General features: G+C 58.3%; 22 protein-coding genes. 7 read left to right on the forward strand and 15 right to left on the reverse strand.

Going from position 1 to position 25,573, the window contains the following annotated elements:
* Window positions 1-29 precede the first annotated feature (29 nt).
* Complete coding sequence (locus Pan97_RS11880; protein WP_144972780.1) at window positions 30-2,288, forward strand: HEAT repeat domain-containing protein; 2,259 nt, start codon at window positions 30-32, stop codon at window positions 2,286-2,288.
* A 75-nt stretch (window positions 2,289-2,363) separates the two neighbouring features.
* On the opposite strand, the gene Pan97_RS11885 is transcribed toward Pan97_RS11880, so the two are convergent.
* A complete protein-coding gene (locus Pan97_RS11885; protein ID WP_144972782.1) occupies window positions 2,364-5,096 on the reverse strand; it encodes a WD40 repeat domain-containing protein in 2,733 nt (910 codons plus the stop codon).
* Between the two features lie 243 nt (window positions 5,097-5,339).
* Here Pan97_RS11885 and Pan97_RS11890 point away from each other — a divergent pair, with 243 nt between their 5' ends.
* The 5 genes from Pan97_RS11890 (at window position 5,340) to Pan97_RS11910 (ending at window position 9,978) form a co-directional block, all read left to right on the forward strand.
* Window positions 5,340-5,585 (forward strand): hypothetical protein, encoded by a 246-nt coding sequence (locus Pan97_RS11890; RefSeq protein ID WP_144972784.1) that lies wholly within the window; start codon window positions 5,340-5,342, stop codon window positions 5,583-5,585.
* A 160-nt stretch (window positions 5,586-5,745) separates the two neighbouring features.
* Window positions 5,746-7,236: a sodium:solute symporter family protein gene (locus Pan97_RS11895; RefSeq protein WP_144972786.1), complete on the forward strand. Its 1,491-nt coding sequence runs from the start codon at window positions 5,746-5,748 to the stop codon at window positions 7,234-7,236.
* 448 nt (window positions 7,237-7,684) lie between these two features.
* A complete protein-coding gene (locus tag Pan97_RS11900; RefSeq protein WP_144972788.1) occupies window positions 7,685-7,897 on the forward strand; it encodes a hypothetical protein in 213 nt (70 codons plus the stop codon).
* A gap of 95 nt (window positions 7,898-7,992) precedes the next feature.
* Complete coding sequence (pyrF, locus tag Pan97_RS11905) at window positions 7,993-8,919, forward strand: orotidine-5'-phosphate decarboxylase (RefSeq protein WP_144972790.1); 927 nt, start codon at window positions 7,993-7,995, stop codon at window positions 8,917-8,919.
* 240 nt (window positions 8,920-9,159) lie between these two features.
* Window positions 9,160-9,978 carry a TVP38/TMEM64 family protein gene (locus Pan97_RS11910; RefSeq protein WP_144972792.1) on the forward strand — a complete coding sequence of 273 codons (819 nt, stop codon included), beginning with the start codon at window positions 9,160-9,162 and terminating at the stop codon, window positions 9,976-9,978.
* 227 nt (window positions 9,979-10,205) lie between these two features.
* On the opposite strand, the gene Pan97_RS11915 is transcribed toward Pan97_RS11910, so the two are convergent.
* The 5 genes from Pan97_RS11915 to Pan97_RS11935 form a co-directional block, all read right to left on the reverse strand.
* Window positions 10,206-10,805: a hypothetical protein gene (locus Pan97_RS11915; protein WP_144972794.1), complete on the reverse strand. Its 600-nt coding sequence runs from the start codon at window positions 10,803-10,805 to the stop codon at window positions 10,206-10,208.
* Window positions 10,806-10,808: 3 nt separating this feature from the next.
* On the reverse strand, window positions 10,809-13,964 hold the full coding sequence (locus tag Pan97_RS11920) for an autotransporter outer membrane beta-barrel domain-containing protein (protein WP_144972796.1): 3,156 nt from the start codon (window positions 13,962-13,964) through the stop codon (window positions 10,809-10,811).
* Between the two features lies 1 nt (window position 13,965).
* Entirely contained in the window at window positions 13,966-15,612 is a 1,647-nt protein-coding gene (locus Pan97_RS11925) for a hypothetical protein (RefSeq protein ID WP_144972798.1), read from the reverse strand.
* 1 nt (window position 15,613) lies between these two features.
* The gene (locus tag Pan97_RS11930; RefSeq protein WP_144972800.1) at window positions 15,614-18,166 is read right to left on the reverse strand and encodes a beta strand repeat-containing protein; all 2,553 of its coding nucleotides are present in this window, start codon (window positions 18,164-18,166) and stop codon (window positions 15,614-15,616) included.
* A 136-nt stretch (window positions 18,167-18,302) separates the two neighbouring features.
* A complete protein-coding gene (locus Pan97_RS11935; protein ID WP_144972802.1) occupies window positions 18,303-19,025 on the reverse strand; it encodes a hypothetical protein in 723 nt (240 codons plus the stop codon).
* Window positions 19,026-19,064: 39 nt separating this feature from the next.
* Here Pan97_RS11935 and Pan97_RS11940 point away from each other — a divergent pair, with 39 nt between their 5' ends.
* Window positions 19,065-19,445: a hypothetical protein gene (locus Pan97_RS11940; RefSeq protein ID WP_144972804.1), complete on the forward strand. Its 381-nt coding sequence runs from the start codon at window positions 19,065-19,067 to the stop codon at window positions 19,443-19,445.
* Window positions 19,446-19,467: 22 nt separating this feature from the next.
* Here Pan97_RS11940 and Pan97_RS11945 read toward each other — a convergent pair whose 3' ends face one another.
* The 9 genes from Pan97_RS11945 to Pan97_RS11985 form a co-directional block, all read right to left on the reverse strand.
* Entirely contained in the window at window positions 19,468-19,977 is a 510-nt protein-coding gene (locus Pan97_RS11945; RefSeq protein ID WP_144972806.1) for a hypothetical protein, read from the reverse strand.
* The gene (locus tag Pan97_RS11950) at window positions 19,974-20,741 is read right to left on the reverse strand and encodes a hypothetical protein (protein WP_144972808.1); all 768 of its coding nucleotides are present in this window, start codon (window positions 20,739-20,741) and stop codon (window positions 19,974-19,976) included. Before Pan97_RS11950 ends, Pan97_RS11945 begins: the two co-directional genes overlap by 4 nt.
* A gap of 68 nt (window positions 20,742-20,809) precedes the next feature.
* The gene (locus Pan97_RS11955; RefSeq protein WP_144972810.1) at window positions 20,810-21,709 is read right to left on the reverse strand and encodes a phage tail tube protein; all 900 of its coding nucleotides are present in this window, start codon (window positions 21,707-21,709) and stop codon (window positions 20,810-20,812) included.
* Between the two features lie 12 nt (window positions 21,710-21,721).
* The gene (locus Pan97_RS11960; RefSeq protein ID WP_144972812.1) at window positions 21,722-22,162 is read right to left on the reverse strand and encodes a hypothetical protein; all 441 of its coding nucleotides are present in this window, start codon (window positions 22,160-22,162) and stop codon (window positions 21,722-21,724) included.
* Between the two features lie 9 nt (window positions 22,163-22,171).
* Complete coding sequence (locus tag Pan97_RS11965; protein WP_144972814.1) at window positions 22,172-22,507, reverse strand: hypothetical protein; 336 nt, start codon at window positions 22,505-22,507, stop codon at window positions 22,172-22,174.
* Entirely contained in the window at window positions 22,504-22,746 is a 243-nt protein-coding gene (locus Pan97_RS11970; RefSeq protein ID WP_144972816.1) for a hypothetical protein, read from the reverse strand. The genes Pan97_RS11965 and Pan97_RS11970 overlap by 4 nt, the downstream gene beginning before the upstream one ends.
* 103 nt (window positions 22,747-22,849) lie before the next feature.
* Window positions 22,850-23,302, reverse strand: coding sequence for a hypothetical protein (locus tag Pan97_RS11975; RefSeq protein WP_144972818.1), 453 nt, complete (start codon window positions 23,300-23,302; stop codon window positions 22,850-22,852).
* 106 nt (window positions 23,303-23,408) lie between these two features.
* A complete protein-coding gene (locus Pan97_RS11980) occupies window positions 23,409-24,644 on the reverse strand; it encodes a phage major capsid protein (protein ID WP_144972820.1) in 1,236 nt (411 codons plus the stop codon).
* 122 nt (window positions 24,645-24,766) lie between these two features.
* Window positions 24,767-25,510, reverse strand: coding sequence for a hypothetical protein (locus tag Pan97_RS11985; RefSeq protein ID WP_144972822.1), 744 nt, complete (start codon window positions 25,508-25,510; stop codon window positions 24,767-24,769).
* Between the last annotated feature and the right edge of the window lie 63 nt (window positions 25,511-25,573).

Genomic DNA, 25,573 nt, shown 5'->3' on the forward strand with positions numbered 1-25,573 from the left:
CACGATAGACATCTCAGGAGCAAGCCCCCGTGTTCAGTAGTCCTTTGCGACGCGCCCTCAAACGAGGCCTCAAACCAGGCGGAGATTTGGTGGAAGAGCTCCGCGGCCTCGATGACTATGTGATTAGTTCCAAAAGGGACGCCGAGGCCATCTGCGAGGCGCTCAGCACGCTGCCGGGCGATCGCTCCTACAGCACCAAGCACTTTTCTACCCCGCTGCACGAACTGACTGGGCTGTTTCAGGACGTTGACGGACGGCAGTGCCCCGCCTTCGAGCAGCTTTATGAAGAAGGCCTGCCAGAGTTGATCCGCATCTTCGACGCGATGGTCGATGACGCCAGCAACGAGGAGGTCGACGACCTGCTGTACGTTCTGAAAATCCTGGCCATGTACGGCTCCTTCGAGGGTGCCCAGAAGGTGGTCGAGGCGGCGCGGATGTCGCTCAAGCCGGAAGCCTTCATGTGGCATGTCATCCTGTCGACGTTTTCCGAAGAACACCCGCAGCGCGAGTTTGTGTTGCAGGCCCTCAGCGACCCGCTGCCAACCGGATTTGTGGCGATCGGCCTGCTGGATAGTGCTAACGGCGCCGCTATCAATGGTGCATTCGACCAGCATCCGTTTGATTCGTCGGCCGGTACGCGGATGCTCAGGCAGTGGTTGGAGGATCCCGATCCCGAAAAGTTTAGCTACGCCCACAGTGCGACGGCCGCACTGCCGTTTATCAGCAATCCGCCCCGCGACGAGCTATTGGCGTTGGCCATGGATCACCCCGACCCTGGCGTGCAGATGGAGGCTGGCTGGGCTGCCGGAGAACTGGGGCGCGAAAGCGGGTTGGAAGTACTAGCCAGGTTCTGCCTGGACGTTAACCACAGCGACACCGCCCAGCGCTACCTGGAAGAACTCGAGCGCGCCGACTTGATTCCGAGCGAAGCCCAGGAGGAATCGTTTCAGGCCAAAGCGGAGTTCTCAAGTTGGTTATCGCATCCGAACGAACTCGGTCAGGCCCCTGATTCACTCGAGATCGTCGATCACCGGCAACTCAACTGGCCGCCTGAGGGGAAACGCCGGCCGATGTGGTTGATTCGTTACGTCTTGCGCGATGATACCGGTCTCGAAGAAGACGACATCGACTGTGGTCTGGTCGGCAGCGTGACATGGTGTTTCTTCTTGTACAAGATGAATCAACGGCCGCCGGAGGACGTCTACGCGATCCACTGCTATTGGGAAATGGAACACGCCGAACTGATTGACGAACAGGAAGTGACCGATCCGAACGAGTACGCCGGGATGCTCGCCCAGTGGACCGGTGATCCGCTTGAGTCCCCGACCATCACGCAGGTCGCCGAGATCTCACCGAAGCTCAACATCCCTGCCCGGTTTGTCGCGTTGGCAACAGCTAGGCTGGCCGGCGCGGAAGGATGGGTGGTGCTCGATGGCGCGCGCAGTACCTGGTTCCCGCAGGCCGAGCAGCCAAGCGATGTTCACGAAAGTGTGATCTTGAAGATCCACGTCGGCCGGCAATTATTGGGCTTCAACGATCAGCCTGATCGAAAGAGCTTCCTGGTGGAAGAGACGCCGAGTCGATCGCCGGAGGAGTACCTGGCCGCCTACGAGAAGTTGCTCGACGACGCGGTCGATGCTGGCTGCCCCCATCAAAAGAAGCTGCTCGGCAACCACAGCCTGCTCGCCAGCCATTTCGAGCGCTACATCGATTTGTTGGTCGAAACCAAAAAGGTCGATCGCCACGAGGCCATTATCCAAGCGTACCAGCGCCTGCTTACCGCTGCCCAGCACGCCAGCGAAACGGTGCAAGAGGAAGCGTTCGATTCGTTCGGCATTCTGGGGGTAAGTTTCGACGCGTACGTCGATGCCTTGAAATCGCAGAACCACGAAGCGGAGATCGCGGCTACGATCGAGGTCTTCGAACCCCACTGGCAGCACAACCTTGGTTACGGAAGACTTGGCAGTGCCGCCTACCTGGCCGGCCAATATGATGTCGCCGAACCGTTCTTCCTGAACATTCGCGACGGCATGGATAGTTACTACCGCAGCGAAACGATGAGCATGCTGGCCGAAATCTGGCACCAGCGCGGCGAAACGAAAGCCGCCAGCGACCTGCTGATCGATTGCCTGAAGCAAAACCGCACCGACTTCCAGGAAAGCGAGTATCTTTCCGACCGACAGATGTTCGCCGAAAGCTACCAGGGACACCGCGCGACTTATCTGCGTCTGTTTTCTGATGGAGAAGAGGAACTGGCGAAGGAAGGTCTGCCGGACGAACTGGGGTAATTTTGCCGATGCCATCGTGATGCCTGCATGAGCGAGGCATTCCTTGGCTTTGTAGGATTGGCCGTCGTTACTCGCTTAGTTGGCATCGACGTCGAAGATGAGTATTTGGCCTACTGGCGTTGAGACCGCGATATAACGCCCGTCCATGGAACTGGCCATGGCCGTAATATCGGAACCGATTTGCGTTTCGAGTAGGACTTCTCCCGTTCGGGCATTCCATACTTTAAGCGAATTGCCACTTCCGACGGCGACTCGGTTGCCGCCGATGAAGTGAGGTGCCGACCCGGTATAGCCTTCATCCATCCCCTGGAGCATGACCTTCTGCGACTGCGCTTCGGGGAATTTCATCTTCTTTTGACGCTCAAGAATTTCCTGAGGGCTTTGGCCAGAAAATCCGCTGCCGCTATTATTGCCTGGACGGAAATGATCACCGTAAGCGATCAGTGGGGTCATCGTATTGTCATTGATTTCGGCACCTTTAACGACAAGGCCATTTCGCGAATCGACGAGTGAAATCAGTTCGACCGCGCCCTCCTTTCGATTCCAGATCGCGAGTTGATCAGGACCCGTTAAGAAGCCCATCGGACCGTAGTGGGCTTTAAACGCCGAAAGGACACGGTTCGTTTTAGGGTCATAGATGACGCAACACCCGACTTCGCCCGACAGGACGGCAACCTCATGTTCGGGAGAATACGCCCAGAGAGACTTCAGACGTGGCTGATCCAAATCATGAATCACATCGCCATTGGTAGCATCCAAAGTCCGATCAGGCGTGAAAATATGCGTTCCATTCATCGAGAAGTACGACATGCGGTTACCAGACCTGGTCGCCTGATACCGTTCGCGCTCGCCGGCCACTTCGATCAAGCGACTTGCATCTTGCTCAGAGGCAAAAAAGTTCTGTCCGTCTGGCGAGAACGCGATTCCCGAAACCTTCTCGGTCCGGTCGATGGCAATGTTGCGTGAGGTAGCATCTGCCAAGTCCCAAACGACGAACGTTCCGTTCGTCTTATCATAAGTTTCCATGGCACAGGCGAGATACCTCAGGTTGGGTGCAATCGACAATGCGCCTGGCTCTCGAATGAAGTCATCCTCGCGAATCAGTTTTGAACCCGAGGAGAGATCCCACTTGACCAGTTCCGTTCCGATGGCTGCGAATGCGGCATTCGCGTTAGTGCTGATATCCAATGCAAAAACAGGGACCCGAGTCTCGGTCCCGTGATTGATCGATAGCTGATAGCCTCCGCCACTGTTTTCCGCGTTGTCTAAGTTGACGATTCCTTCCTTAGCCAGAAAGTGGCCAAACCATTGATGGTCGGCGGATACAACCGGATCCCGCCAAACCATCGTGCTCGGGAAGGAGGCGATCAGCTTGCGATTTCGCAAATCGTATACACTCATCTGATCGAGTTCAGCGCTGGGGAATAGCAAAAGTTGGTTGAAGCGTTGAAGATGCAGTGAGTGGAGAGTGCCAACGCGCCGAGGCTCAATGATGTACTGCTTTGCCCCGGTTTCGTAGTTGATGAGTTCCACGCCGGCAACTAAACCGGTTTCCTCGTTATAGATCCAGGCATCGTCGATGACGGTTTGGTTCGAACGGCGCTCGGTCTTGCCGTGTAGTTTTCCGTTTGAGTCAAAAATGTGAAGCTCGTCACCCTTTTCAACGCTGAGGAAGTTACCGTCGATCGAAAGCCTGCAGCTTCTGTCTTCAAAACGAAGAATCTCGCTGCCGCTACCGACTTCAACCCACACCACTTTGTCGCTGCCGATCTTGAGAAAGGCCGTCTTGCCATCGGGCGAAAACTGGACGTGATAAAATGGAGTCGTGGATCTTGAAGAAGAGCGTTCAGGTAGGTACGTCGTTGTGAGTGTACTGTCTTTCAATGTCGCAGTGTCAAATAGATGTTTTTCATCGACCAGGACAAAGTTGCCGTCAGGCGAGAATGAGACCGATTTGATACCACTTCCGATTCGCCCTAAGCCGGATCTTTCGGCGAGCAATTCTCCGGTAGACGAGTCGTGAACTCGCACCGCCGAATCGGAGATGTCTTGATAGTCACCATAAGTTGCCAACTTCGTGCCATCAGGCGAGAACGCGGCGGAGCGGAAACGATTGCCTGACCTGATTCCCGGCAGAATATATTGAATATGACCAGACTTCGCGTCCCACATGTGTAAGGTCTCGGGATTGCCAGCTACTGTGAGCACCTGCGTTCCATCGGGACTTGCCACGACCTTCCGCACGACGTTCCCATGGCGAAACCTGCCATCGCCGAGAACACCAATAAGATTCTTGGGTGGAGCCTGTCCCGCTTCCAATGGGATTGGTTGCATCGGCAAGCCGCCGGCCGTCAGCGCGTAGCTTCCACCATAACGCGGCGGCCGCGTTATATTCGATTGCTGCGCCGATGGTGAATCGCTCGAACTCTGATTGAGGGCTTGAGGATTTGCTGGGGTATCGGTACCCGCCAAGTTGGAAATCTGCTGGCCCGGCGGATTTTCCCCTTCGCCTGATCCCATGTTCATGGCTACGAGAACAACTGTCGCGAGCGCCAACACAGCAGCGACGACACCTCCGCCAATCCACAACGGCAGATTGGAAGAAGGCGATTCGCTGTTGATCGGATCCGCTGGCGGAGGCACCGGAGGCGGAGCCTGAGGCTCCGGGCTCGGCGGAATTTCTGCTGCGTCAGGCACCTTGCAGGGAGTTCCGCACTTGGGGCATTTGGTCGAAACACCGGCCGATTGGATAGGAGCTTTTAGCTTCTTACCGCATTGACCACAGGCAAAGCGAATGAAGGAATCCATGAGAAAGACTGACGTCAGCGCCGCCAGAATAGAGGTTTGCGATGGAGGAAGGAGTGTTCTCGCTGCCGTTGTCGCTTGCGAGGGAAGAAACGCGCGTGTATTTAACCCGGCGTGTTAGGGTAAGTCAATGATTTGAATGCCTATTATTTTTGTCTATGACGTTATGATCACGGGATAGTAAGCATAAAACGTATATGGAAAAACCAAGTTTAGCCATTGAGTAACGCGCACGGGATAATTACCATGGGCCCGATGTGGTTTGAGAGCCTCTCCTTCTATCTTCAGATTCTTGACGCTGAACCCATGGCCACTTTCCTGCTTAACGTATTTCTACTCGCCATCGCGCTTGCTTGTGGTGCTATTGGAGGCGTTGGGCTCTTCCTGCACAACCAAGGCCAGAAGTTTCTGCTTCCGCAGAAAGTATGCATGGGCCTGACTTTCTTCGCTTTGTTTACCGTGGTGTTCGTTGCCATGCAGGTGATGCGTTAAGGGAAGTCTCGGCGTTCTCTGTGTCCACTGTGGCAAATCTTCCGGGAAGAAACCGCGGCCATATTTGCACGCGGCCTAACTTCGATACATTGAAAGCTCGTCCGCCGATCCTGCCGGTCGCAGGAAAGTCGTTCTTCGCCGCAATAAGGGCTTTCCGTCGATGGAAATTGAGTCGTCGCTTAGGTGGCTGCTGGCCGTTACGATGGTTCTTTATCTGGTGGGCATGTACGTGATTGGCGTGATTGCCCAAAGGAAGGTGCATAATGCCGAAGACTTCCTCGTGGCCGGCCGTAAGCTGCCGCTGTCGTTTGCCTGGATGACGCTGCTGGCAACGTGGTTCGGGGCAGGCACCATGCTGACGGCGGCCGACGAAGTACGAAGCGACGGCCTCACGCGCGCCGCGCTCGATCCCTTTGGGGCCGGCTTTTGTCTTTTGATCGCCGGGCTGTTCGTTGCTGGCCCGATGTGGCGAATGCAATTGCTCACGGTGCCCGACTTCTTTCGCCGCAAGTTTGGCTCTTCGGCGGAAATGATCTCGTCGCTGATCCTCATTCCGAGCTACTTCGGTTGGATTGCCGCGCAGTTTACGGCCTTGGCGGAAGTACTGCTGTTGTTCTTTGGCATCCCACTAATCTGGGGCATTTTGATCGTGGCGATCGTGGGCACCGGCTACACGTTGATGGGGGGCATGTGGTCGGTGACGCTTACCGATGCGGTACAGATCTCGCTCGTGCTGGTGGGCTTGCTGGTGCTGGGAGGCGTCGTCCTGTTCGAGCTGGGCCAAGGCAATATGCTCGTAGGGCTCACCCGCGTTCGTGAAGAGACCGATCCTGAAATGTGGACCATCATTCCCGCAGATAGCGCGGCCAGCCTGGCTGGTTGGATCGGCGTGTTCGCGATCGGTGCGCTGGGAAACTTGCCGGGGCAGGACTTGATGCAGCGGGTATTCGCCGCCAACTCCGAGCGCACGGCGAAGTGGGCCTGCCTGGTCGCTGGCGTTTTGTATCTCCTCTTCGGAGCGATCCCGCTTCTCTTGGCACTGGCCGGCAACATCTTGTTTCCTGAGGATATGGAGACGAAGATCCTGCCGGCACTCGCTCACGCGTTTCTGCATCCGGTGGTGGCGGTGATCTTTCTCGTCGCGCTGCTTTCGGCGATTCTCTCTACGATCGATAGCGCCATCCTTTCGCCAGCGAGCGTGATGGCGCAGAACGTCTTTCCACGGCTGGGTTGGGCCGACACGCTCAGGAGCAATCGCATCGCGATCCTCATGGTGGCCGTATGCAGCCTGCTGCTTTCGTATGCCGGCGAGAGTGCCTACGCATTGTTGGAAGAAGCCTATCTGCTGACGATGGTCGGGCTGTTCGTCCCGCTGATCGTGGGCCTGTACACTTCGCCATGTAATAGCACGGCAGCCATAGTCAGCATGCTGGTGGGCACCGGCATCTGGGCGGTGCACTTCGCCTTGGGGTGGGAAACGTTTTTGCCGTTGACTCGACCGCTTGCAGCCATGCAGTTGCCGATCTCGTTGAGTGCGACGGCCTGTGCGCTGGTCGCCTACTTCTGCGTGCAGTGGCCGTGGCGAACGCGTTTTCAATCCGCCGGCTCTGAGGCGCGAGAAGAGGGAGCAACCACGGATGAACACGGATAAGGTGTCTGGTTAAGTCAATGAACTCGAAGACCTAAAAATCGTTGTCTATTCGCGCCAAGTGTGGTTGCCAGTGTCCCTCGTTTCGACCAACCGTGTCCGCGTTGTGCCCGGCTAAAAATGCTGGCACAAGATAGCCTGGATGGTGGACGTATGTACACTATTCTTGTACACTAGGTCTTACGTGAAACGAAAAGTTTTCCAAGTCCGATCTGGGGGTCGGCCGGTTTGCATCGAGACCGTGGACGGTGCCTAGTTCTCTCTTAAATAGGCAAAGCGTGGCTTGCTTCGTGACGGTTTAACGTCGAAGTGGGGGAAAGCTGCGCGCTCGTTCACAGAGTCGTGCTTTTTCTAGCGGCGACTCGAAGGACCGCGGCGGGGATGCCGCGCGGGGCATGGATGCCCACTCGTTTTGATGCAACTTGCGAAACCGCTAGTGAAGGCACTCGTAATGATCAGCACTCAAGCGTCACCAGATCGGTGGATGGTGATTGTCGTGGAAGGAAAACCAGGCCAGGAAAGCGCACATGTTCTTATCTCAGGGATTTCCGAGCGTGTCGCCAAAAGCTACGCCCAGGGGTTTAATCAGCCCAATGAAAAGGAAAAAAGTCCGCCTGTCCGGGCCATCATTTGCAACTGTACGCCCCAGACCGAGATGGCCTGACGTGACAAAGCCTGCGGAGGGTCCCTTTCGTGATTCGGCTATCCGGTTTAACCTCTTAATTCTGGATTGGTTTTGAAAACGAAAGGGTGTAGGAAATGGCCAATTTCTCGGATCGTCTTCGCGATGGGATCGTTCGCACGGCAGCCCCAGTGGTGGTAGGCTTGGACCCTCGCTTTGAATCGTTGCCGCAGAACCTGTTGGGCGAACATCGCGGCACGCACGATCCGAAGGTCAGAGCTGGTCTGTACCTGGTCTTCTGTCGCGATGTGATCGACGCCGTGTGCGAGCACGTCCCGGCCGTCAAACCGCAGTCCGCCTTCTTCGAAGAGCTGGGCCCGGCCGGCATGATCGTACTGGCCGAAGTGATTCAGTACGCCCGCGAGAAAGGCCTGCTGGTCATTCTCGATGCCAAGCGAAACGACATCGGCTCGACCGCGACGGCCTACGCGAAGGGGATGCTCGGCGCCAGCAGCCCGTGGCAAGCCGACTGCTTGACGATCAGCCCTTACCTGGGTGACGACAGCCTGACTCCGTTTGTCGAAACCGCCACGGCGAATGATGCCGGCCTCTTCTGCCTGGTGAAAACCTCCAACCCCGGCGGCAAGATGCTGCAAGACCTGGTCGTCGACGGCCAGCCGATCTATCGCCACGTCGGCGCGTATGTCGAATCGCTGGCCAAGCAAACGATCGGCGCGTGCGGCCTGGGCGCCGTGGGCGCGGTCGTCGGAGCTACCTATCCCGATCAGCTAACCGAACTGCGTGAAGCGATGCCCAGCACCTGGTTCCTGGTCCCCGGTTACGGCAGTCAGGGGGGCGGAGCGAAAGACGTCGCCGGCGGGTTCAATGACGTAGGCCTCGGGGCGATCGTGAACAACAGCCGCGGCATCATCTTCGCCTACTCGCGCGAACCGTTCGCCTCGAAGTACGAGCCAACCCAATGGCAACGAGCCGTGGAGGACGCCACGCTCGAGATGATCGCCGACCTCCAGGCCGAGACTTCGGCTGGGAAGCTGAAAGGGTAGGAGCCTATTTTTTCGCCCTGGCACGCTACGAAGACGCACTGACCAAGGATTATTCGTTTCAAGTAGTCTACAGACGAGGATTCGACGAGGTCAGCCACGGCGACGTTATGGTTTCCGCGACGTGCGCCGCCGAATGGGGTCATCCAACAGTAGCGGAATCCTCTTTCTAAAAAACCGGCATGGCGATTGCTGTATAGGGGTTATTCCCGGGCAAAAGGCCCTAACCCTCAAGGCAAACGCATGGATACGGTCTCCAACCAACTCGACGCAGAAGCACGCGAACAACTACCATCGCCGCGACAAATTGATTCCAATCCGTGGCTCAAGACCTGGGCGCTACGCGCGGCTTGGATCGCTGGCGTCGCGCTGCTGGCATTCATTGCCATCTGGCAATGTTCCGATTGTTTTTCGCTCGATTATCTGGCCAGCCAGGAAGGGGAACTACGGGCGTTTCAGTCGAATCACCCTTACCTGCTGTATGGTATCGTGTTCGTGCTGTACACGATCGGTTTCGCCATCGGTCTACCACTGGCCGCGTTAATGACGATTGTCGTGGGCTGGTTCTTCGACTTCATCCCTGCGCTGATTTTGTCCAGCGTGGGTTCGAGTCTGGGGGCCTCGCTGACTTTCATGACCAGCCGCTATTTCTTCCGCGAGCGTATGGAACAATGGCTGGGAAGCACGATGGAAAAGTTTCAAACGCAGTTGGAAGACAGTGCCGCGTTCTATCTCTTCATTTCGCGATTGATACCACAAATCCCCTTTGTCCTGGTGAACCTGGTGATGGGGCTCTCGCCGATCAGCCTGCGGACGTTCTTCTGGGTTAGCCAACTCAGCATGCTCCCCGTACTGATCATCTTCGTCTGGATTGGTGGTGCCCTGCCGAGCCTACACACGATCGCGGACGAAGGGATCTCTTCGGTCCTCTCATGGCAACTGATGCTGGGCATCGCCGCGATGGGGATCGTACCGCTTTTGATTCGCCTGGGATTGAATTATTACAAAACGCGTGACGAGTCTGATTCGGAACATTCCGGCCAGAGGGCCTGGTGTGACTAGAGCCGGTTTCAAAACCGTTTTCTAGTGCGAGATTGTTAGGTCGAATGCCTGATGCAAGGAGGCCGAAGCAGGCGAATCCACTAGATTCGTCGATGCAGGCCGACAAAGCAGCAGCGTTCGAGATGACAATCGCAGCCGAAATAAGGCTTTGAAACAGGCTCTAAGGAGAATGCAACGAGCAGTGCTCGGCATGACGCCTGGATTGTCTCATCCGGTGTTCACCGCTGCTAAAACGCCACCACAAAATCCACCACCCCCGCCGCCAACATTGCTTCGTAACCGGCATACGCTCCATTCAGACTTTCGACGTGCCCTGCTCCGCCGTCGATGGCGACGATGATTTGCTCGACGGTGGCCAAGTGCCAGGTGTCGTCGGTTCCTTTGACTACTTTGACGTCGGCCAGCGCAACTTGCGGAGAGGGTTGGCTGAGTTGCCGCAGAAGTCGTTGCTGGTAATCGAACAGTACCCGCTGATCTTGTTCCCCAAGCTTGAGCGAGAACCCCAGGCCTGTGCCGTACCCCGCCGCGATGGCCTCAGCGTACTTGGTCTCCACCTCTTGCCGTTTCACTGCTTTGTCGACGTTCGCGGTGCCGCTGCCAGCTTCGATGTCTTTCACGCGTGCCGTGATCAGTGCGTCGGCTCGCATCTGGCCGTACGTCTCGATATACGAGCGCAATGCACCTGAAATGTCGTACACGTCCAAGGCATCCAGGAAGTTATCAAGCATGTCGTCCAGAATTGTGGCCGACTCCCAATAGTCAGGTAGTGGGTCTGGTGCCGACAGGACGAACGACGGGCTACTGTTGCGAATGATAAGAATTCCCATTCCTTACTTAACCTCCCTCACGGTGATCGATGTGTACCCTGCACTGCCAGCCCAGGCTCCTTTGTTGGCCTGACCGCACATCATGTACTGAGTGACTTCGTCCCCCACTTCCAACCACATCCGCCGCGTGCCGAACGCGTTCAAGCTATTGGTCATGCCGCTGCTGGTATCGCCGCCGACGACTTGTTTGGTGCCGTTCACGTAACCGAACGTTTCGTAGTAGGTCTGATCGCTCAGGTTGTTGCGTGGACTCGACTGCACCGTGATTTCATAGAAGTTGGCCCGCTTGATGACGTCCTTCGAACCGACTCGCAGATCGCCCAATTGATCGGGGTCCGATTGATCATGCGGAATGAGTGTTGGCGTGCCGGCCGTGTTGGCCGTCATGTCGGCGGAAAGGGTCATGCGGTCGAAGTGGCCATATGTTCTGGCCGTGGCCAGCCAGCGCGTGCCGTCGAATTGGAACTCGATCTCGTCGTGCAGCTGCTTGGTTATATTGCCAATGTACAGCGTGTCTTCCCCGATCAATGCTTCCGCCCCAGGATCAATCGTGACGGTCGCCCCGCTGGAAGTGGAATGCAGCCGTACCAGCACCGTGTCGCCATCGCCAGGGGAAGCAGGCAGGTCGACTTCGGTGTTGGACGTAATCGTGCAGTTCACCCGCTCGCCTGCCGATGACGCGTAGGGACTGTTAGTCTGGTCGATTTCGACCGTCGTCAGCGAGCTGCCGCCGCTGGGTATATCTGTGACATAGCGGCCCGTTGCGGCATCGTACTTCAAATATTCGCCGTCGGTTGGTTGGGTATCGACGTACGCCCCCCCGAGGGCTGATTCATGGCTTTGCACATAGCGGATATGGGAACTGGCATCGGTTCGCACGCGACCGACGGGGCAGTATCGCGTATAGCCCGAGGGAATATTCGTAGCCGCCCCGCTCGTGTCGAACATCACGTCGCAGACGCCCGTTGAATCGTTCTCAATCAGGTGAATGTAGTACGTGGCGTTGGCTGCAACAGTGCCGGTCGCCATGCCCCCATTGCCGTGACCTGCCGACCACGACGCATCCAACCGCTTGGTCATGCCGCTGTTGGTGCTAGCCGTGAACAGTGCCAGCAGTTTGCGCTGCGTGCTTCCGCCCGAGAATCCATACCCGGACGAAACATTCACATCATGCTCGGTATCGCCAGAGTCGATGCGAACGATCAGTCCCCACCCCTTCAGTTCGGCGATGACGTCGCCCAGACTCGTAGTCGCGCTTAGGGTCAGGCCGGTCGCTTCGACCAGGCCGTCAATATGGGCATCGCCGGCCAGGTGCAGACTGTGGGGCTTGAGCGACGTCGTACCGATGTCGCGAATGTTGCTGGTATCGGGGACAAGATGCCCGGAATCGTTCTCGCTCCAATTCTGGTGGACCACCTTCGCCCAGGCCGTTCCACCGGCACCATTGGTTTGCAGGAAGTAAGTGTTCGTTCCGGCCGTTCCCGGAAGCGTAACCGCCCCTTGGGTGAAGCCCGTCACGACTCCATTCGCCGTGGTGATCTCGTCGCCCGCGGCCGTCGTGTACGTGTCATCCGCGATGGCGGCGGCAAAAATCGCTTCCGTCGTGGTTTGAAAGGTTTGAAGACTAGCGATGTCACTGGCATTGGCTGCAATGCTTGTCGTCGCGGTTGCCTGGAAAGCTTCGAGATTGCCAATGACACTCGCGTTGGTGGCGATGTCGGTGGTGTTGGTCGAGATGTTCGAAGCGTTCCCCGCAATAGCAGTCGTGGCCGAAGTCTCGAACGTTTCAAGATCGGAGACTCGCGTTTCATGGTCCGCAATGGCCGACGCGTTGGTGGTGATTCCGGACGCGTTCGTCGCGATGCTGGTTGTGTGCGAAGCCAGTGTTGCCGTGTGCGAAGTGATAGTGGCTGCCTGACTCGTTGCCGTTGCTTCGAGCGTTCCCAGATCGGATTCCAACGTTCCGACGGCGACTTCAACCGTTGATATTCTGCCCCCTAGCTGCGTGGCGTTGGTATTGCCGGCCTCATCACTGCTGCTGGAAGATGCAGAAGACGACGAAATCGAACCATGGCCAGCGCCCGATAACAGTACCAGCGTCCCAGACATGCTCGACACTTCGATCTCGTAGCCGGTCGGGTTATAGATGAACAGCAGTTCCCCTTCGGTCAACTCCAGCACGGTTGAACCGCTGACGGTCTGCCAGTGCCGATGGACTTCGACCGTTTCCCCTTCGACCAGATTTGTATCCGCTGGCTGGTCTTCCGCCGCAACTCGTAGCTTATGGAAGATGTAGTCGGCACTCTCTTCATCCAGATCGCCGGCCGCCGCCAACGCTTCGACCTGGTCGGCCGTCTTGAACTCTTGCGTATTGCCAACGCGGTTAGTACGACAGGTCAACAATAAGTTACTGGCAATGTTCGTGTTGATGTCCGAATCGGTCGACCGAACGCGGGCCGTGAAGCTCAGCAAGTAATGGCCGGTGGTGTGGATGCAATGGAAACCGCGGGCTTGCAGGCTTTCGACCTCGCTCGAATAGGATCGACTTCGACTGAGCCCGAACGAGACAAGCTCGGGATTATCGCGACCACTGAAGGTGAGAATGCCTCCTGCAGGAAGCGTCGTCAGCGTCGAGCTGTCTTTGATGATCGCACCGTCTAGCACCATGCTTTGGGAAGCCGGAACGATCCATCCGATTTGGAACTGATAGTCCGTTCGCGTCGAATCTCGGAACGTCGTTTTCGGGCAGCCGTCGAAGTCGATGAACTTGTACCCGCCGCTGCCAGGCACCAGGTAAAAGGGTGTTTTCGTTTGCGAAGCGTCGATCGACAATCCGTCGCCCCAGGCCGGTGGGCTGTTGTTTGGATAGCCGATGAGGGCCTGCATCATGCCGGTTTGCGTGCAGCGTCCCCGGCTGCTGGGGCGAATATCTTGGTAGCCGTTGATGTAAAACAACGAAGCATCGTGGCCATGCTGCGTGGCGTGCGGTCTTCCCAGACGCAGCGCGAAGTCGACGTCGTTGTTACTCTCGATTGCGTCGTACGTTTCGTTTTGATCGTGCTGCGGACCGACGATGGCAAACGGCGGAATGGTTTCGGCGCCTACGTTTGTAAACCGCAGCCAGCGCTGGGCGTCGGTGGGCCGACTAGGGCTCTCCATGTCATACTCCCCTTGCCTGTTGGTTTTGTTGCTGCCAATGCAGGTTCTGGCGTACCCTTTCGAGCAATCGCTTCTCTTCGTAACTGGCGTCGAGCAGAAGCTGCTCGGAGTTGAGCGAGGCGGTCGTCTTCGAGGCCATCGGCCCGTCCGTTTCAATCCGCCACGAAACCTGCCGAATCGCTCCGTCCGGCTCGATCGGCTGCAGACCAACGTATTGGGCGCTGGCAATCGGCGCGGGGCGCAGCTGTGCGATCGTTTGATCGAGATAGAAGCGGGCCTGCTTCGCGACCTGGTCGTGATTGTTACACACGCGCGACGTCTTCTCGTCGTGCTTCACCTCGAGCGCGATGTCGCTGCGGTGAACGACCAGCGGATAGTCTCGAGAAGACATCCGGCCTCGCAGCGTGCTCCAGTGCTCGAGTGCCCGGGTTTGATCACGGCGCCAATGAACGGCGATCCGCAACCGCAGCTCAGCTGGTTTACGCAGTTGCATAGCTGGGTGGTCGATGTAGTCGAACACTGGTTCGGCGAAGCGAACGATGCCGCGACGATGATCCACGGTGAACGATCGCTCGTAGCGCTGCTCGGGATGCTTGTCCAGATTGGCGTCGGGAGGCTGCGTCGATCGGCGCAGGGCGGCAAGCTCTCCCTTGGCAAACGTTCCGTAGACCCACGGCGTGCGACGTTTGCGGGTGTTATCCGGCAGCAGGTCGTCGTCGATCTGGTGCGGCAGCAGCGGCAAGACTTCATCGATGCTCTTCAGGCGGTTGCCGTGTTTCTTCAGCACGCCTGGCAGATAGTCCGGCACCTTGATGCGGTACATCTTGAAGATCGACTGCTGCGAAAGTTCTTGGTAACGCGGATCGACGTTGTCGGTCCAGGGGTTTTCAAACGCCCAGCCTTGCTTCGGTTTGTAGCTGAGCTGGTCGATCGGTTTGATCTCGCCGTCGATGTCTTCGCCGACTGCTTCCAGCTCGAAGTCGACCTGGTACTTCGTCGGTCCCGCGACCAGTTCGATACCCATCGGCAGTTCCGGCGGATCGTAACCGCTGCCTGCCTGTAGCAGGAAGGGATTGATCGGCAGTGTTTTGCCTTGGCCGACCGGCTCGATCGAGACGCGGCCGTTGGTCTTCAGCACCACGGTGCAGCCGACCGTTTCGGCAAGCGCCGCCAAGGCCGACGCCGGGCTATCAATGTCCCAATCAATGAACGGCCTGGCCTCGTTCGGCATGCGGGAAAGGTCGGCGTGCTGAACGCCCATCGCCGCCAGGCACAGCTGTGCCAGCGTGCGCGGAGACTTCTCGGTGCCCGGCACGATCTGCGTGGGGTCTTCGGTTCGCAGATTGTACTGGCCGGAGATCCTCCCCAGCCGCCACTGCCACCGCTGATCGAGGATTTCAAATCGCACTATCTGGTCGCCACCGGAGGTCAGCTCGATGTGGGCGGAATCAATTCGACAGTCCGGCAACTGGACGGTGACGCCGGTGCCTGGATCGACGAAACGGGCCGTTCCCTGCGTCGCGGGACTTACGGTACCCGCGACGCAGCGCACGTGCAATTTGCCCGGCTGCGTGCCGTGCGACAGCGTATAACTGGCCGAGAGGTAATCGTTGATTCCGGGGTAGGTGAAAATCGGTTGACTCGCCATGTTAGGACCTCGCTGCGGTGAAGTTGGCGCCCAGTTCCGGGAAGCGAGACGTCGATTGATACTGCACGGTCAAGTCGGCGACCACCCCTTGCGGATCGAGCACATTGGCAGTGTCTCCTCGACAGGTAATCGCATTGATGACCGTCTTGCCGCGGAGATCGCCTTCGAAGCTGAGCGTGCCACTTCCGCCGACAACCGTGTTGCCGCCGAGCGTGCCGGTCGTGCGGTAGAAGACGTTTCCCCCTTCGACGTTGAGCTGAGAAAGACCATCGGTGCCGCCCAGCGTGACGTTTCCGGCGGTTACCAACAGCGACGTGATGGCGCTGCCGCTTTTGCCCAGACATGTGGCCAGGCCGCCATGAATGGCCACACTGCCCAGCGTTACGTCGTCTCCCAGCAGCAGTTCGACGTCGCCGGTCGGGTCATCGGCGAAACCGACTTGCAGCGTTGCCCACACCGCCGACTGCCCGGCATACGGTGCCGATGAAACGCTACCACGATACACTCGAAGAACATTCGCGGCATGCGTGCCGAGCAGATTCACCGCGTGCTCACCCAGCCCGGTGGGCGTCGCGCTATCGGCCACGGTCACGTCGGTTTGCACGCTTCCCAGATCGAGATGAATTCGCTCGCTGCCGTTGCCGACCCCTTCGCCGATGCGAACGCTGCTTGCCCCGATTTTCAGATGAGTGTCGCGGTATTCGAGGTAGCCGGCCTGATTCACGCGCGGAAGACCGATCGTGCCGACGAAGCTTGCGCGAACGATCAGCTCGGCCAGCGTCACCGAAGATTGATCCAAACCGTAAAGCACCGCACGGTTGCTCGCTTCCAGGATCGCCGTGTCGCCGTTAACCGGGACGCTGCTGGTCGACCAGTTGCTGGCGTTGTTCCAGTAGCCCGAGCCGGTTGGTGTCGTAAGGGACGTGATCGTGAGGGACTGCGTACCGGCGCCGACGAGGTTCGTGCCGTTGGTCGTGATCGTGGTGACGTTCTGTCCGGCGAGATTTCCGGTGAACTCGATCAGCCACGGGCCACCGGCCGGACCGCTGACGTTCATGTCGCCGCTGTCGATGCTGCCTGTCGACTCGAGAGCCGCTTTGACTGCGGCAGAAGTCGCGTTGTAGGCAACGTCGGTCGAATCGCTGCTGTCGTAGTTGATCGTGAAGGTGCCGCTGGTGACGCTGGCCGACATGGTCAGTAGGACTTGCTCGTTTTGATTGGGGACAGCGGTTTGAATGGTGCTGATGGTCACCGTGCCGCCGGTCAGATTCGCACCACTGGCAGTTATCTGCGCAACGTCGGTGCTGGCCAGGCCACCAGTGAACACGATCGTCCATGGTCCTCCGTCGTCGCCGGTGACCGAGACATTCCCGCTGCCAATGTTCGACAGCGCTTCGAGCGCCGCTTCAACGTCCGCTGCCGACTCGTCATGGGTGAGGTTGCTGGTCGTTTGTCCTTGAAAGCTCAGCGTGAAGGTCCCGCCGGAGGGATTGCCAGGCAGCGCGACGACCTGCACTTCGTTGGCCGAGTTGCCGCCGGTACTGACGATGGTTCTGCTGACTACGGCAGCAAGATCGTACGACGACGAGGACGAACGGGTTACCGTCGGGGCAAGTACGACTTGGCCCCCTTTCTCGGCGACGATCTCTACTTCAATCGTAAAGGTGCGCGTCGTCGCGGTGGTGGAAGTGGTACGAACCATCGACAGCGAAGCGCTGTTGGAAAGCCCATAAACGTGTGCCAGCAGGCTCAGCCACTGGGCATCGGTATGATTGGACGAGACCGTTCCCGAAGCCGTGGCGTCGGGCTCGTTGGGAATAAGATAGAACCCGATTGGAACGCTTTCGCTGAGGGCCTGGGTGCCGGTGATCGTCAGCCGATGGTTGTCCCCAGGCTGTCCCGCGGTGGTGGTCGTAACGCTGACCGATTGACCTGCCAGGTTCGCACCGCTACCAGTTAGTAACGTTTGCGTGCTTGCGGCCAGCGTACCGGTGAACTCAATCAGCCACGGCCCGCCGTCGGGGCCGCTCACGGCGACGTCCCCGCTGCCGACGTTGGACAAGGCTTCGAGCGCTGACTCGATGTCGACAGCCGATTCGTTGAACGTAAGATTGCCGGTTGTTTGCCCTTCGAAGCTGAGGGTGAACGTTCCACCGGTCAGGCCTGCCGGCAAGTTGACCTGCTGAATCATGTTCACGCCGTTGCCTCCAGATTGCACCACATCCACGTCTACTTCGGCGTTACCGCCGTTGGTGGTCGAGCCGGTGATGGTGAAAGGCGTGCCATCGGTCGGCCCGGTCAGACGCAGGTGCGCCGCCAGGCTGTCGGTAGCCGCGATGGAGGCGGCTGTCGGGAACTCGGCAATCGCCGCCGTGGCGATCGCCGCGGATAATCCCTGGTAGACGTTTGCCGGTGTGCCGGCGGTTGCGGTGTACGAGACCGTCTTGCGATTGATCGTGAGCGTAAAGATGTCGCCGACTTCGACGTTGTCGACGGTAACCTTGTCGACCTGGGCCACGCCCTGCGCGTCGCCGCGCCAGATACAAATAGCCATAAGGTATTCCTGAATTGGTGTTAGTGATCGTGAGGCGAATCAGACCGAAGCGTTCGTTCGATGATGAACTGACTTTCCCACGAAAGCGCTTCAGTGAGATAGTGCGCGCGCAGAGATTTTTTGAAGAAGGGAGTGATCACGGGGCAACGTGCGGTAGGCCCAGAAGTGGGCCGGCTGATTCGAATTGGTACTGCCAGCTGACGGTGAAGTTGCGGGTGCTGTTGCCGATCCACTGGGGAGAACGGCGGGTGATGCGTGGAGCCTGGGCCAGGTTCCATTCACCAAACAGTGGTGGCGGTACGCTGGGGTACATTGCGTAGCCGGTGGCTGTGCCTGACTGCGTGGCCATGTAGGTAGTTGCCTGACGTAACTTCTGTTTGATCGGAAAGCCCAGGGCCGTTTCGACGTGGGTGTAGCGAGGACCGCCGCCAGAGGTGCTGAGCGTTTCGGCAAAGTTCATCACCGCGGCGAGGGCTCCTTCCACCGGTACTTCCGCCGAGATCTGCACGGCGAACGAGCGCCGCGTGGCGTATTCAGCCCCATCTCCTTTCGGGAAGTCAGGTCCCCCGGTCACGTAAACTCCGCCGCGAGTATCACGCACTTTGAGCGTATGCTGCGACTCGGTCACGCCGTCGGAAAGCAGCAGCACGACGTCTTCGTTCTGCCGCGCGTAGGCGGCCGTCAACGCTTCGATCTGGGCATCCAAATCGGCCTGGCCGCTCCCCAATAGCATCCCTTGAATCGCCCACGTCACCGCGTGCGCGACCGGCACGCCGCCGCCACTGAAAATGGGCCGCTTGCTGATGGCAATTTGCGGCTCGCCAATGGGGTGCGTATACTCCCCTTTTCTTAAGTACATCGTCTTACCTTGGGTGAGAGGGTTGTGGTGAAATATTTCGTGCGTATCATTGGCCGCGCGACGGGCATCGTTCAGCACATCGATGTCGAAGCGTCGTCGGAGGAGGAGGTGATCGAGCGATTTGATCCCTCAATGTTCGACGTAAGAATCATTCCGCCCGATGAAATCAAACAAGCCAAGTCGGAGCTTTACGAGCACTATCATCAGCAGTCGCACCGTGAATTGGAGTCGTCTAAGAAGGCAAGTAGTAATGCACTGCTCTTCGGTATTGCAATGACTGTGTTCTTTGTAGTGATGGTTTTCTGGGTGATACTAGCCAACATCAATTCGTCATCGAATAAGCAGCGTGGCAACCAAGACGGTTCTAAAATGAGCGACGCTGAAAAGGCTCTTTGGATCAAGACTTTGCAGGAAGACTGATTGCCTGCGGCATCACTCCTGCTTAGGTGAAAAAGTGTCTCCCCTGCGCCAAACGCTGCTCGATCGCTTGCATCACGCGTTGGTAGAGCATTTCGTCGCGCTGCTGAACGATCGAAACCGTTTGCTCGGCCAGGCGCTCTACTAGGGCATCATCGCGTGAAGTGTCTTCTTCGAGGGTGAGCTTGAACTCGCGCTGGTCGCGAAGTTGTAGGGTGGTGCTGACTGACTGCTGCACTCGACTCGCAATTTCATCTGATTGCTTACTACTCGGTGGCGATACCGTCGGGAAAGTCGGCAGTAGCCTGGTGCCTGTTCGATTCCTAGGCATCGCGCTGACTTCTTGTTGCATCGTCGGTTGATCACTTTCTGGCAAGACGCTAGAGAAATCGTCGCTAGGTTCGTCAACTGCGTGATCCGGTGTGAAACGCCCTTGCGTGCTGCTTAGCACTTGGTTGATCAGCGGCGTAGGCTGGTGCGACGTTTGGGTTAATGCTTGCAACTCTTTCAGACGCTGCTGGTCGGGATTGGTCATGATGGTTCTCCTGCCGTGGATCGCTGCAACCGCTGGACCTGCTTGGCAACGTCATCCAGGTGGGCGAAATTGCGGGCCACGATCGGGTCGCGCTTTAGGTGATTCGGGACGCAGTGGAAGTGTGTCGCTTTGGCACGTCGCCATAGTTCGTAAGTCTGCCGGTTCTTGGTAGACAGCTTAAGTCTCCGCGCGTTGGTGGGATTCTGTTTGGGGCACGAAGCGCACGGGGTGGGTACGCCGGCCGGTCGTGGCTGGGGGACTTCACGTCGGTCGGGTCCGGTGCGGACGGTTTGCCGTTGACCGGTTTCGAGATCGTAGATCCACGCGGCGCATTGGTCGCAGTCAATCGAAGCGGGGCCTGGGTGCAGCAGCAGAAGTGCTACGCCTTCGATCAGATTGGTGAGGTCGACCCCTTCGCGGTATGCTTCCGGCACTTGGCCCGTATCGGGTAGCGGATCGGAAGGACGTTTGCCGGCGATCGTGGCGTACAACTTGTCGAACAGGCTCGGTACAAGCTGCTTGATCTCGTCTGTAGAGATCTCGCGTGGCATGCTCCACGAAGTCACGTGCACGGCGATGGTCTGAGCAAGCAGTCGGGTTGCTGATGCACCGCTGGTCTGTCGAGCGATTGCCTGGGAGACCAGGTCACACTCCTCCTGGGTCATGGGCCGGTAGGTGAATGTCAACGCGTCGTGAATACCAGGTTCCGCAGTGATACAGGCCTCGTGCGTGTAGCCGTCGTCGTTGAAAAGGAGGTGGTTCATGGGTTCGACTTTGGTTATGTGATAGCCTTGGTCCCCTCTCGACCGTCTGCCGGGGAGAGGGGACAAGATTACGCGTTCGTGTTGGTGAACTTGATCATTGGGCGGGCATTCGCCTTGTCCCCGTACGCTTGCAGCGTCACTTGCGGGCGGATCGATTTTTTGCCGCGAATATCGACCGGGGTTTCTGGCTTGAGCAGCAGGCCAAAGTCGATCGTCAGGCTGTCGGTACCGTTGTCGAAAACAAGCTCCGCGGCGCTCACCCCAGCGGCGGCGATCTCGCGGAGGTGATCATCGAAGTCGGCGTTGTGCGGCGTAGTGAAGGCCAGCGTGATCGTTTGTTCCCCTTCGGGAATACGCGTTCGCGATTGGCTGTTGTTGTAGTGGTCGAGTTCCAGGCCGTTATCGATCGTCAGCACCAGGTCGTTGATTTCGATATCCGTTTCATCGAACGTCCAAGTCGCGTGATGGTGCACGTAGGGCAGCTTCTCCGAGAGGGTGGTGCCGATCGAAGGAAACGTCCCGGCGGCGGCTGAACTGTCTTTCGTTTTCCCTTCGAGCTGCAGTTCCAAGGTAAGGGGCTGGCCCTGCTTGCTGCGAAAGACGGCCTGGGCGACTTTGAGCCCTCGGTACGTCTCGACGAGCACGTCTTTGTCGACCGTGGCAAGCAGCTCTGGAAGCGACTCGGCCAGGTCGAACACGTCGGCCGCTTCCGCTCCGCCCAGGATGTACGGCAAAAGGAAGTCGAGATCGTCGGGGCGTGGCAAAAGAAGAATGCTGCCGCTGACCGAGGAGGTTCCCTGCTGCGTGTAGTCACCCAACGGCGCGCGCTGCCCGCGGATGCCACTGGCGCGGATGAGGTTCTGATGGCGGTTGAGTGTGCACGATTGAAATTCAAATTGCCGCGTGGCGAGGCTGGTTGCATGTTGCGGTCCCAGACCTAGCTGAGTGGCATGTCCCATCGCTTGCATGTGCTTGCTTCCTTATTCCAAAACCCAGCACCGAACAATCAGGGCCGAGGCGTCGAGTTGATGTTTCCAGGCATCCGGCAAGACGACCGGAGCGGGTTCGACCGTGCACAGGTAGCAGCCGTGCGCGGTCATTGGGGATTGATGATGAAAGTGCTGGCGAATCGCTTCTCGCCACGGCAGCAGCGTCTGCTGTGCCGTTTTGTTGAGCGCCGAATTGCTGACCTTCAGCAGCGTGACTTGAAAGCCGTAGCCGATGTCGCTGCTTTGATTGGTGCCGTTGTTTCCTTCGGTCTCGGTGACCGGGCAAACGATCGCCCCGGCGGTCAGTTCGTTGTCGGCCGGATTGAAGGCAAGCGGCTGCTGGCGGATGTTGGCAGCGCTCAGGCCATCCAGCTCTAATCCATCGATCTGGCTGACCACGGCGTCCCAAAGGGTTTCCCAAGTGGCTGGCATGTGGGCTCCTTATTTGTCTTGGCGGCACAGGCAGCGCCACTGGGTGTCGAAGTGTTCTCGCCGGAGGCTAACGATCGTCCAAGTGCCGCTGCCTGGCCAGGTGATCTTGCCACCTGGTTTGGGCTCAGTATCGTCGAGCGAAACGTCCCACAGCACGAACGTGGCCAGCGTAGTTTGCAGGCCGACGTGCGCGCCGACGCTGGCAAGTTCGTCGTCGCGCGGCGCGCACTTGCGCGCTTTTACGTTGGCGATCGTCTCAGTTGAGTCCTGATAGGTTACTTCGCCGATGTCGGCATGCGCGGCGTAGCCGTTCTTGTAGAGTTCATACATTTGCACGAGGGTCATGTGAGTCTCCCCCGCGAAATGGCTTCGTGCGGGCCGGCGATTCGCTCAAGCAACTGATCGATCTCGGCCAACTCGCGGTAAAGACTTTGCCGCAAACCGGTGTGGTCGACATGGTCACCGGTGCCGGTTGTGTTGGGTAATGCCCCAACGCTGGTTGAACTCAGCCCGGCCAACTGAGCCAGCACGGCATCGCGCCGCGCGAGCAGGTCGGCAATGACTTCCTGTTGCGATTTAGTCATAAGAGTTCCTTTGTGTGTAAGCAAATCTTGTCAGCTATGCTTCGAAGGGAGAGCATTCAACTCTGGTCCCTTCTCGCCAAAGGGGCGAGGGGACCAGAAATGATTAGGCTCGTTGAACGAGCGCGTTGTAACCTTCGGTTCGCTGCGCGATGCCTGCTTGTTGGTAAGCTTGCCGGCGGGCGTCCGATTCGTCCACGGCCGCCAGGGTGAATGTCCGCTCGTCCGTGTTCTTCTTTTTCAGCGTGACGTGAAAGCTCTTCAGCGGCGTGCGGCCAGGATGGCTTTCGCGGAGCCACTTGCCGTAGGCCTTGCGTTGGGCTGGACTGGCTTGGGGATCGATGCCGCGCTTGGCTTCTTCTGGCGCTGTGGAAAGATCGAGGTCGGTTTCGTTCAGTCCGATTGCAGGCATGGTCGGCGCTGGGAAAGCCAGTAATGCGGCTTCCTTTTCTTGCAGCGCCTTTTCACGCTGCATGATCTCGGCTTCGCGGGCCGTAAGCTCGGCGTACAGAACTTCGAGGTCATTGTCATTCGTATCTTGGATTTCGTTTTGGGTCATGGTGATATCTTGCGTTGATACGGAGTAATCAAAACTGTTGTCCCCTCTCCCCCGAGGACGGTGGAGAGGGAACTAGGAATGGGTGGTACACGTTTCGTTAGGGCGATTACGCAGCCGTGTTCTTCTGCACGCAGCGGGGCTCGACGACGGCGACCTGGCCCATTTCGCTGCTCTTGGCTTTGAAGGCGACGTCACGCTCGAAGTCATCTTCGTTGCCAGCCGGAGCGGTGACCGTTTCGGGGGCCCAGTTCTGCATGTACTTGAACGCTTTCTGGAAGTCGCCGTAGAACCAACTGCTGCTGGATGACGTGCGGGCCCTCACGTACGGGCTGGTGATCGGCGCGAGCATGCCGCGGTATGGGTTGTCGTAGCTGCGGCTGGCCTGGTAGCCAACGTCGGTGATTGGCTGGCTGTGCTGCTGCACCTGAGTCGCGTTGACGATCGACAACGCCGTGTGATACAGCGCCCCTGGCACGACCAGTTGCCGCGTGCCGACGATGATCGGTTCACCCGTGTCGGGATCGACCATGTCCTCGAACAACAGATCGGCGGCCTCGATCGACTCGTAATCGACTAGCGGGTTGACCTGCAGATTGTTCCAGTTGTGATCGCCGCTGTTGTTGCCGTAGGTCGCTTGAATGCCGCGTCCCTTGCGGTGATAGCGATCGACCAGGCCGAAGACCGTATCGAGAATGCGTTTCTCCCAGTTGACCGCCAGCCACTCGCTGCCGTGGTCGGCCATGCGTAGGACTTCGCCGGTCTTGTCGAAGTAGATCGCCTCTTTGGTGACCTCAACGATGAAGCCGCGCTTCTCGGTCGGTTGCGTTTCGATCCAGTCTTCACTCAAGCTCACGCGGGGGTAGCTGTCCCCTTCGTGAACTTGCTGAGCACCGTCACCCAACTGGCCGACGCCTGGCAGGCGTTCCCACTTGTCGCCGGTCGGCTCGATGGTCACCAGGTGCCGCGCGATCATCTCTGGCCGCGTGAAGTGATCCATCAGCTTCTTGTGCATGAAGGTCTGGTTGATGTTAGCGAACGCGCTGGTGTTGATGCTTTCGCGAACCAGGTTTACGCCGGTTGGACGTCCGGGCATCGAGCCGTCCCAACTATGGACGATCTCGTGTCCATTGGATACCAACGCACAGAAGGCGCGGCGAATCGAATACTGCGACTCGGTGACCTCCCCCTTGATGATCGCCGTGCAGAGGTCGCGTTCGGCACGGTTGGTTGTGTGGGATTCGTGGACGCCTTGTCGCCGCGCGTTCCGCCTGCGGTCGCGCTCGGCAGCGGCGTACTCGCGGCCGAAGGTCTGCCAGTTTAAAAGTCCGTTGAGTGATAGCATGTGTTTTCTTTCTAAACGTGTTGTGGTGAATTGTTTGAATAGGTTCGTGGTTCACGAATCTCCTGCCCCTCTCCCCCGAAGAGGGTGGAGAGGGGACGAGGATGTGATGGTGCGTGAATCCGTTAGTTCGATAGGCTGATTGCCCAGCCCAAGGCGTTGATGTCGACGATCAGCTCGGAGGCCGCGCCTGTCTTGTGACCGACCAAACCTTTCATTTCGGTGGCCCCAGCCAGGCTGACTTCCGGAGTGAACGGCTCGCGGGCAAACGTGTCAGGCCGACGAACAATTTCGCCATGGATGCGGAAGACGACCTGGCCGTAGCTGGCGTCTCCTTCGGCGGGGATGTACTCGATCTCGAAGGTGGTTTCGCTGCCGTCGACGGTAATCTCGGTATCGAGCGCCTGCTGCGTCGTACCGGCCGAGACTTCACAGATCCAGGTCGTTCCGCCGTCGACCTTGTAGATGCTGGCGCCCCAGTAGTCGGCACGCGGTCCGGCACCGTCATCGGCCAGGAAGTTGTCTTCGGTCGGAGCGTTCTGCACGCCGATCGCCAACACGTTGTCGGTGTTGCCGCCGGTGGGCGTGAACTTGAGCTGCGATCGTAGGACGAAGCCATGCCGGGCGTCGAACTTGAAGATTTCGCCTTGCGTGGCGAGGAACACGCCGTTGTTATCGGCCGGCGTGGTGGCTCCGGTGGTCAACCGGCCGTAGCCGCCACCCGCCGCATCGGCGATGGTCAGCGCGCCGCTGGCGTTGGTTTTGGTCACGTCCAGTTCGTTGGGCAGACCAACAAAGTGCGTGAAGAACTCGGCAACGTGACGCCAGGAGTTCATCGCGGAGTTAGCGGGAGTTGTGTACTTGGTCATGGGTTTCTCGTTTCGTGTGAAGGTAATTGTGTTAGTTGAATCCAGCCCCCGAAGGGAGACCCC

The organism is Bremerella volcania (assembly GCF_007748115.1).
In the GTDB taxonomy this organism is placed as follows: Bacteria; Planctomycetota; Planctomycetia; order Pirellulales; family Pirellulaceae; genus Bremerella; species Bremerella volcania.

Coding starts and splice junctions, on each gene's coding strand:
- Pan97_RS11885 (WP_144972782.1), bottom strand. CDS start 5,096: ATGGATTCCTTCATTCGCTTTGCCTGTGGTCAATGCGGTAAGAAGCTA.
- Pan97_RS11960 (WP_144972812.1), bottom strand. CDS start 22,162: ATGCCAGCCACTTGGGAAACCCTTTGGGACGCCGTGGTCAGCCAGATC.
- Pan97_RS11895 (WP_144972786.1), top strand. CDS start 5,746: ATGGAAATTGAGTCGTCGCTTAGGTGGCTGCTGGCCGTTACGATGGTT.
- Pan97_RS11955 (WP_144972810.1), bottom strand. CDS start 21,709: ATGCAAGCGATGGGACATGCCACTCAGCTAGGTCTGGGACCGCAACAT.
- Pan97_RS11920 (WP_144972796.1), bottom strand. CDS start 13,964: ATGGAGAGCCCTAGTCGGCCCACCGACGCCCAGCGCTGGCTGCGGTTT.
- Pan97_RS11970 (WP_144972816.1), bottom strand. CDS start 22,746: ATGACTAAATCGCAACAGGAAGTCATTGCCGACCTGCTCGCGCGGCGC.
- Pan97_RS11900 (WP_144972788.1), top strand. CDS start 7,685: ATGATCAGCACTCAAGCGTCACCAGATCGGTGGATGGTGATTGTCGTG.
- Pan97_RS11945 (WP_144972806.1), bottom strand. CDS start 19,977: ATGACCAATCCCGACCAGCAGCGTCTGAAAGAGTTGCAAGCATTAACC.
- pyrF (WP_144972790.1), top strand. CDS start 7,993: ATGGCCAATTTCTCGGATCGTCTTCGCGATGGGATCGTTCGCACGGCA.
- Pan97_RS11925 (WP_144972798.1), bottom strand. CDS start 15,612: ATGGCGAGTCAACCGATTTTCACCTACCCCGGAATCAACGATTACCTC.
- Pan97_RS11935 (WP_144972802.1), bottom strand. CDS start 19,025: ATGTACTTAAGAAAAGGGGAGTATACGCACCCCATTGGCGAGCCGCAA.
- Pan97_RS11930 (WP_144972800.1), bottom strand. CDS start 18,166: ATGGCTATTTGTATCTGGCGCGGCGACGCGCAGGGCGTGGCCCAGGTC.
- Pan97_RS11910 (WP_144972792.1), top strand. CDS start 9,160: ATGGATACGGTCTCCAACCAACTCGACGCAGAAGCACGCGAACAACTA.
- Pan97_RS11890 (WP_144972784.1), top strand. CDS start 5,340: ATGGGCCCGATGTGGTTTGAGAGCCTCTCCTTCTATCTTCAGATTCTT.
- Pan97_RS11965 (WP_144972814.1), bottom strand. CDS start 22,507: ATGACCCTCGTGCAAATGTATGAACTCTACAAGAACGGCTACGCCGCG.
- Pan97_RS11985 (WP_144972822.1), bottom strand. CDS start 25,510: ATGACCAAGTACACAACTCCCGCTAACTCCGCGATGAACTCCTGGCGT.
- Pan97_RS11980 (WP_144972820.1), bottom strand. CDS start 24,644: ATGCTATCACTCAACGGACTTTTAAACTGGCAGACCTTCGGCCGCGAG.
- Pan97_RS11975 (WP_144972818.1), bottom strand. CDS start 23,302: ATGACCCAAAACGAAATCCAAGATACGAATGACAATGACCTCGAAGTT.
- Pan97_RS11950 (WP_144972808.1), bottom strand. CDS start 20,741: ATGAACCACCTCCTTTTCAACGACGACGGCTACACGCACGAGGCCTGT.
- Pan97_RS11915 (WP_144972794.1), bottom strand. CDS start 10,805: ATGGGAATTCTTATCATTCGCAACAGTAGCCCGTCGTTCGTCCTGTCG.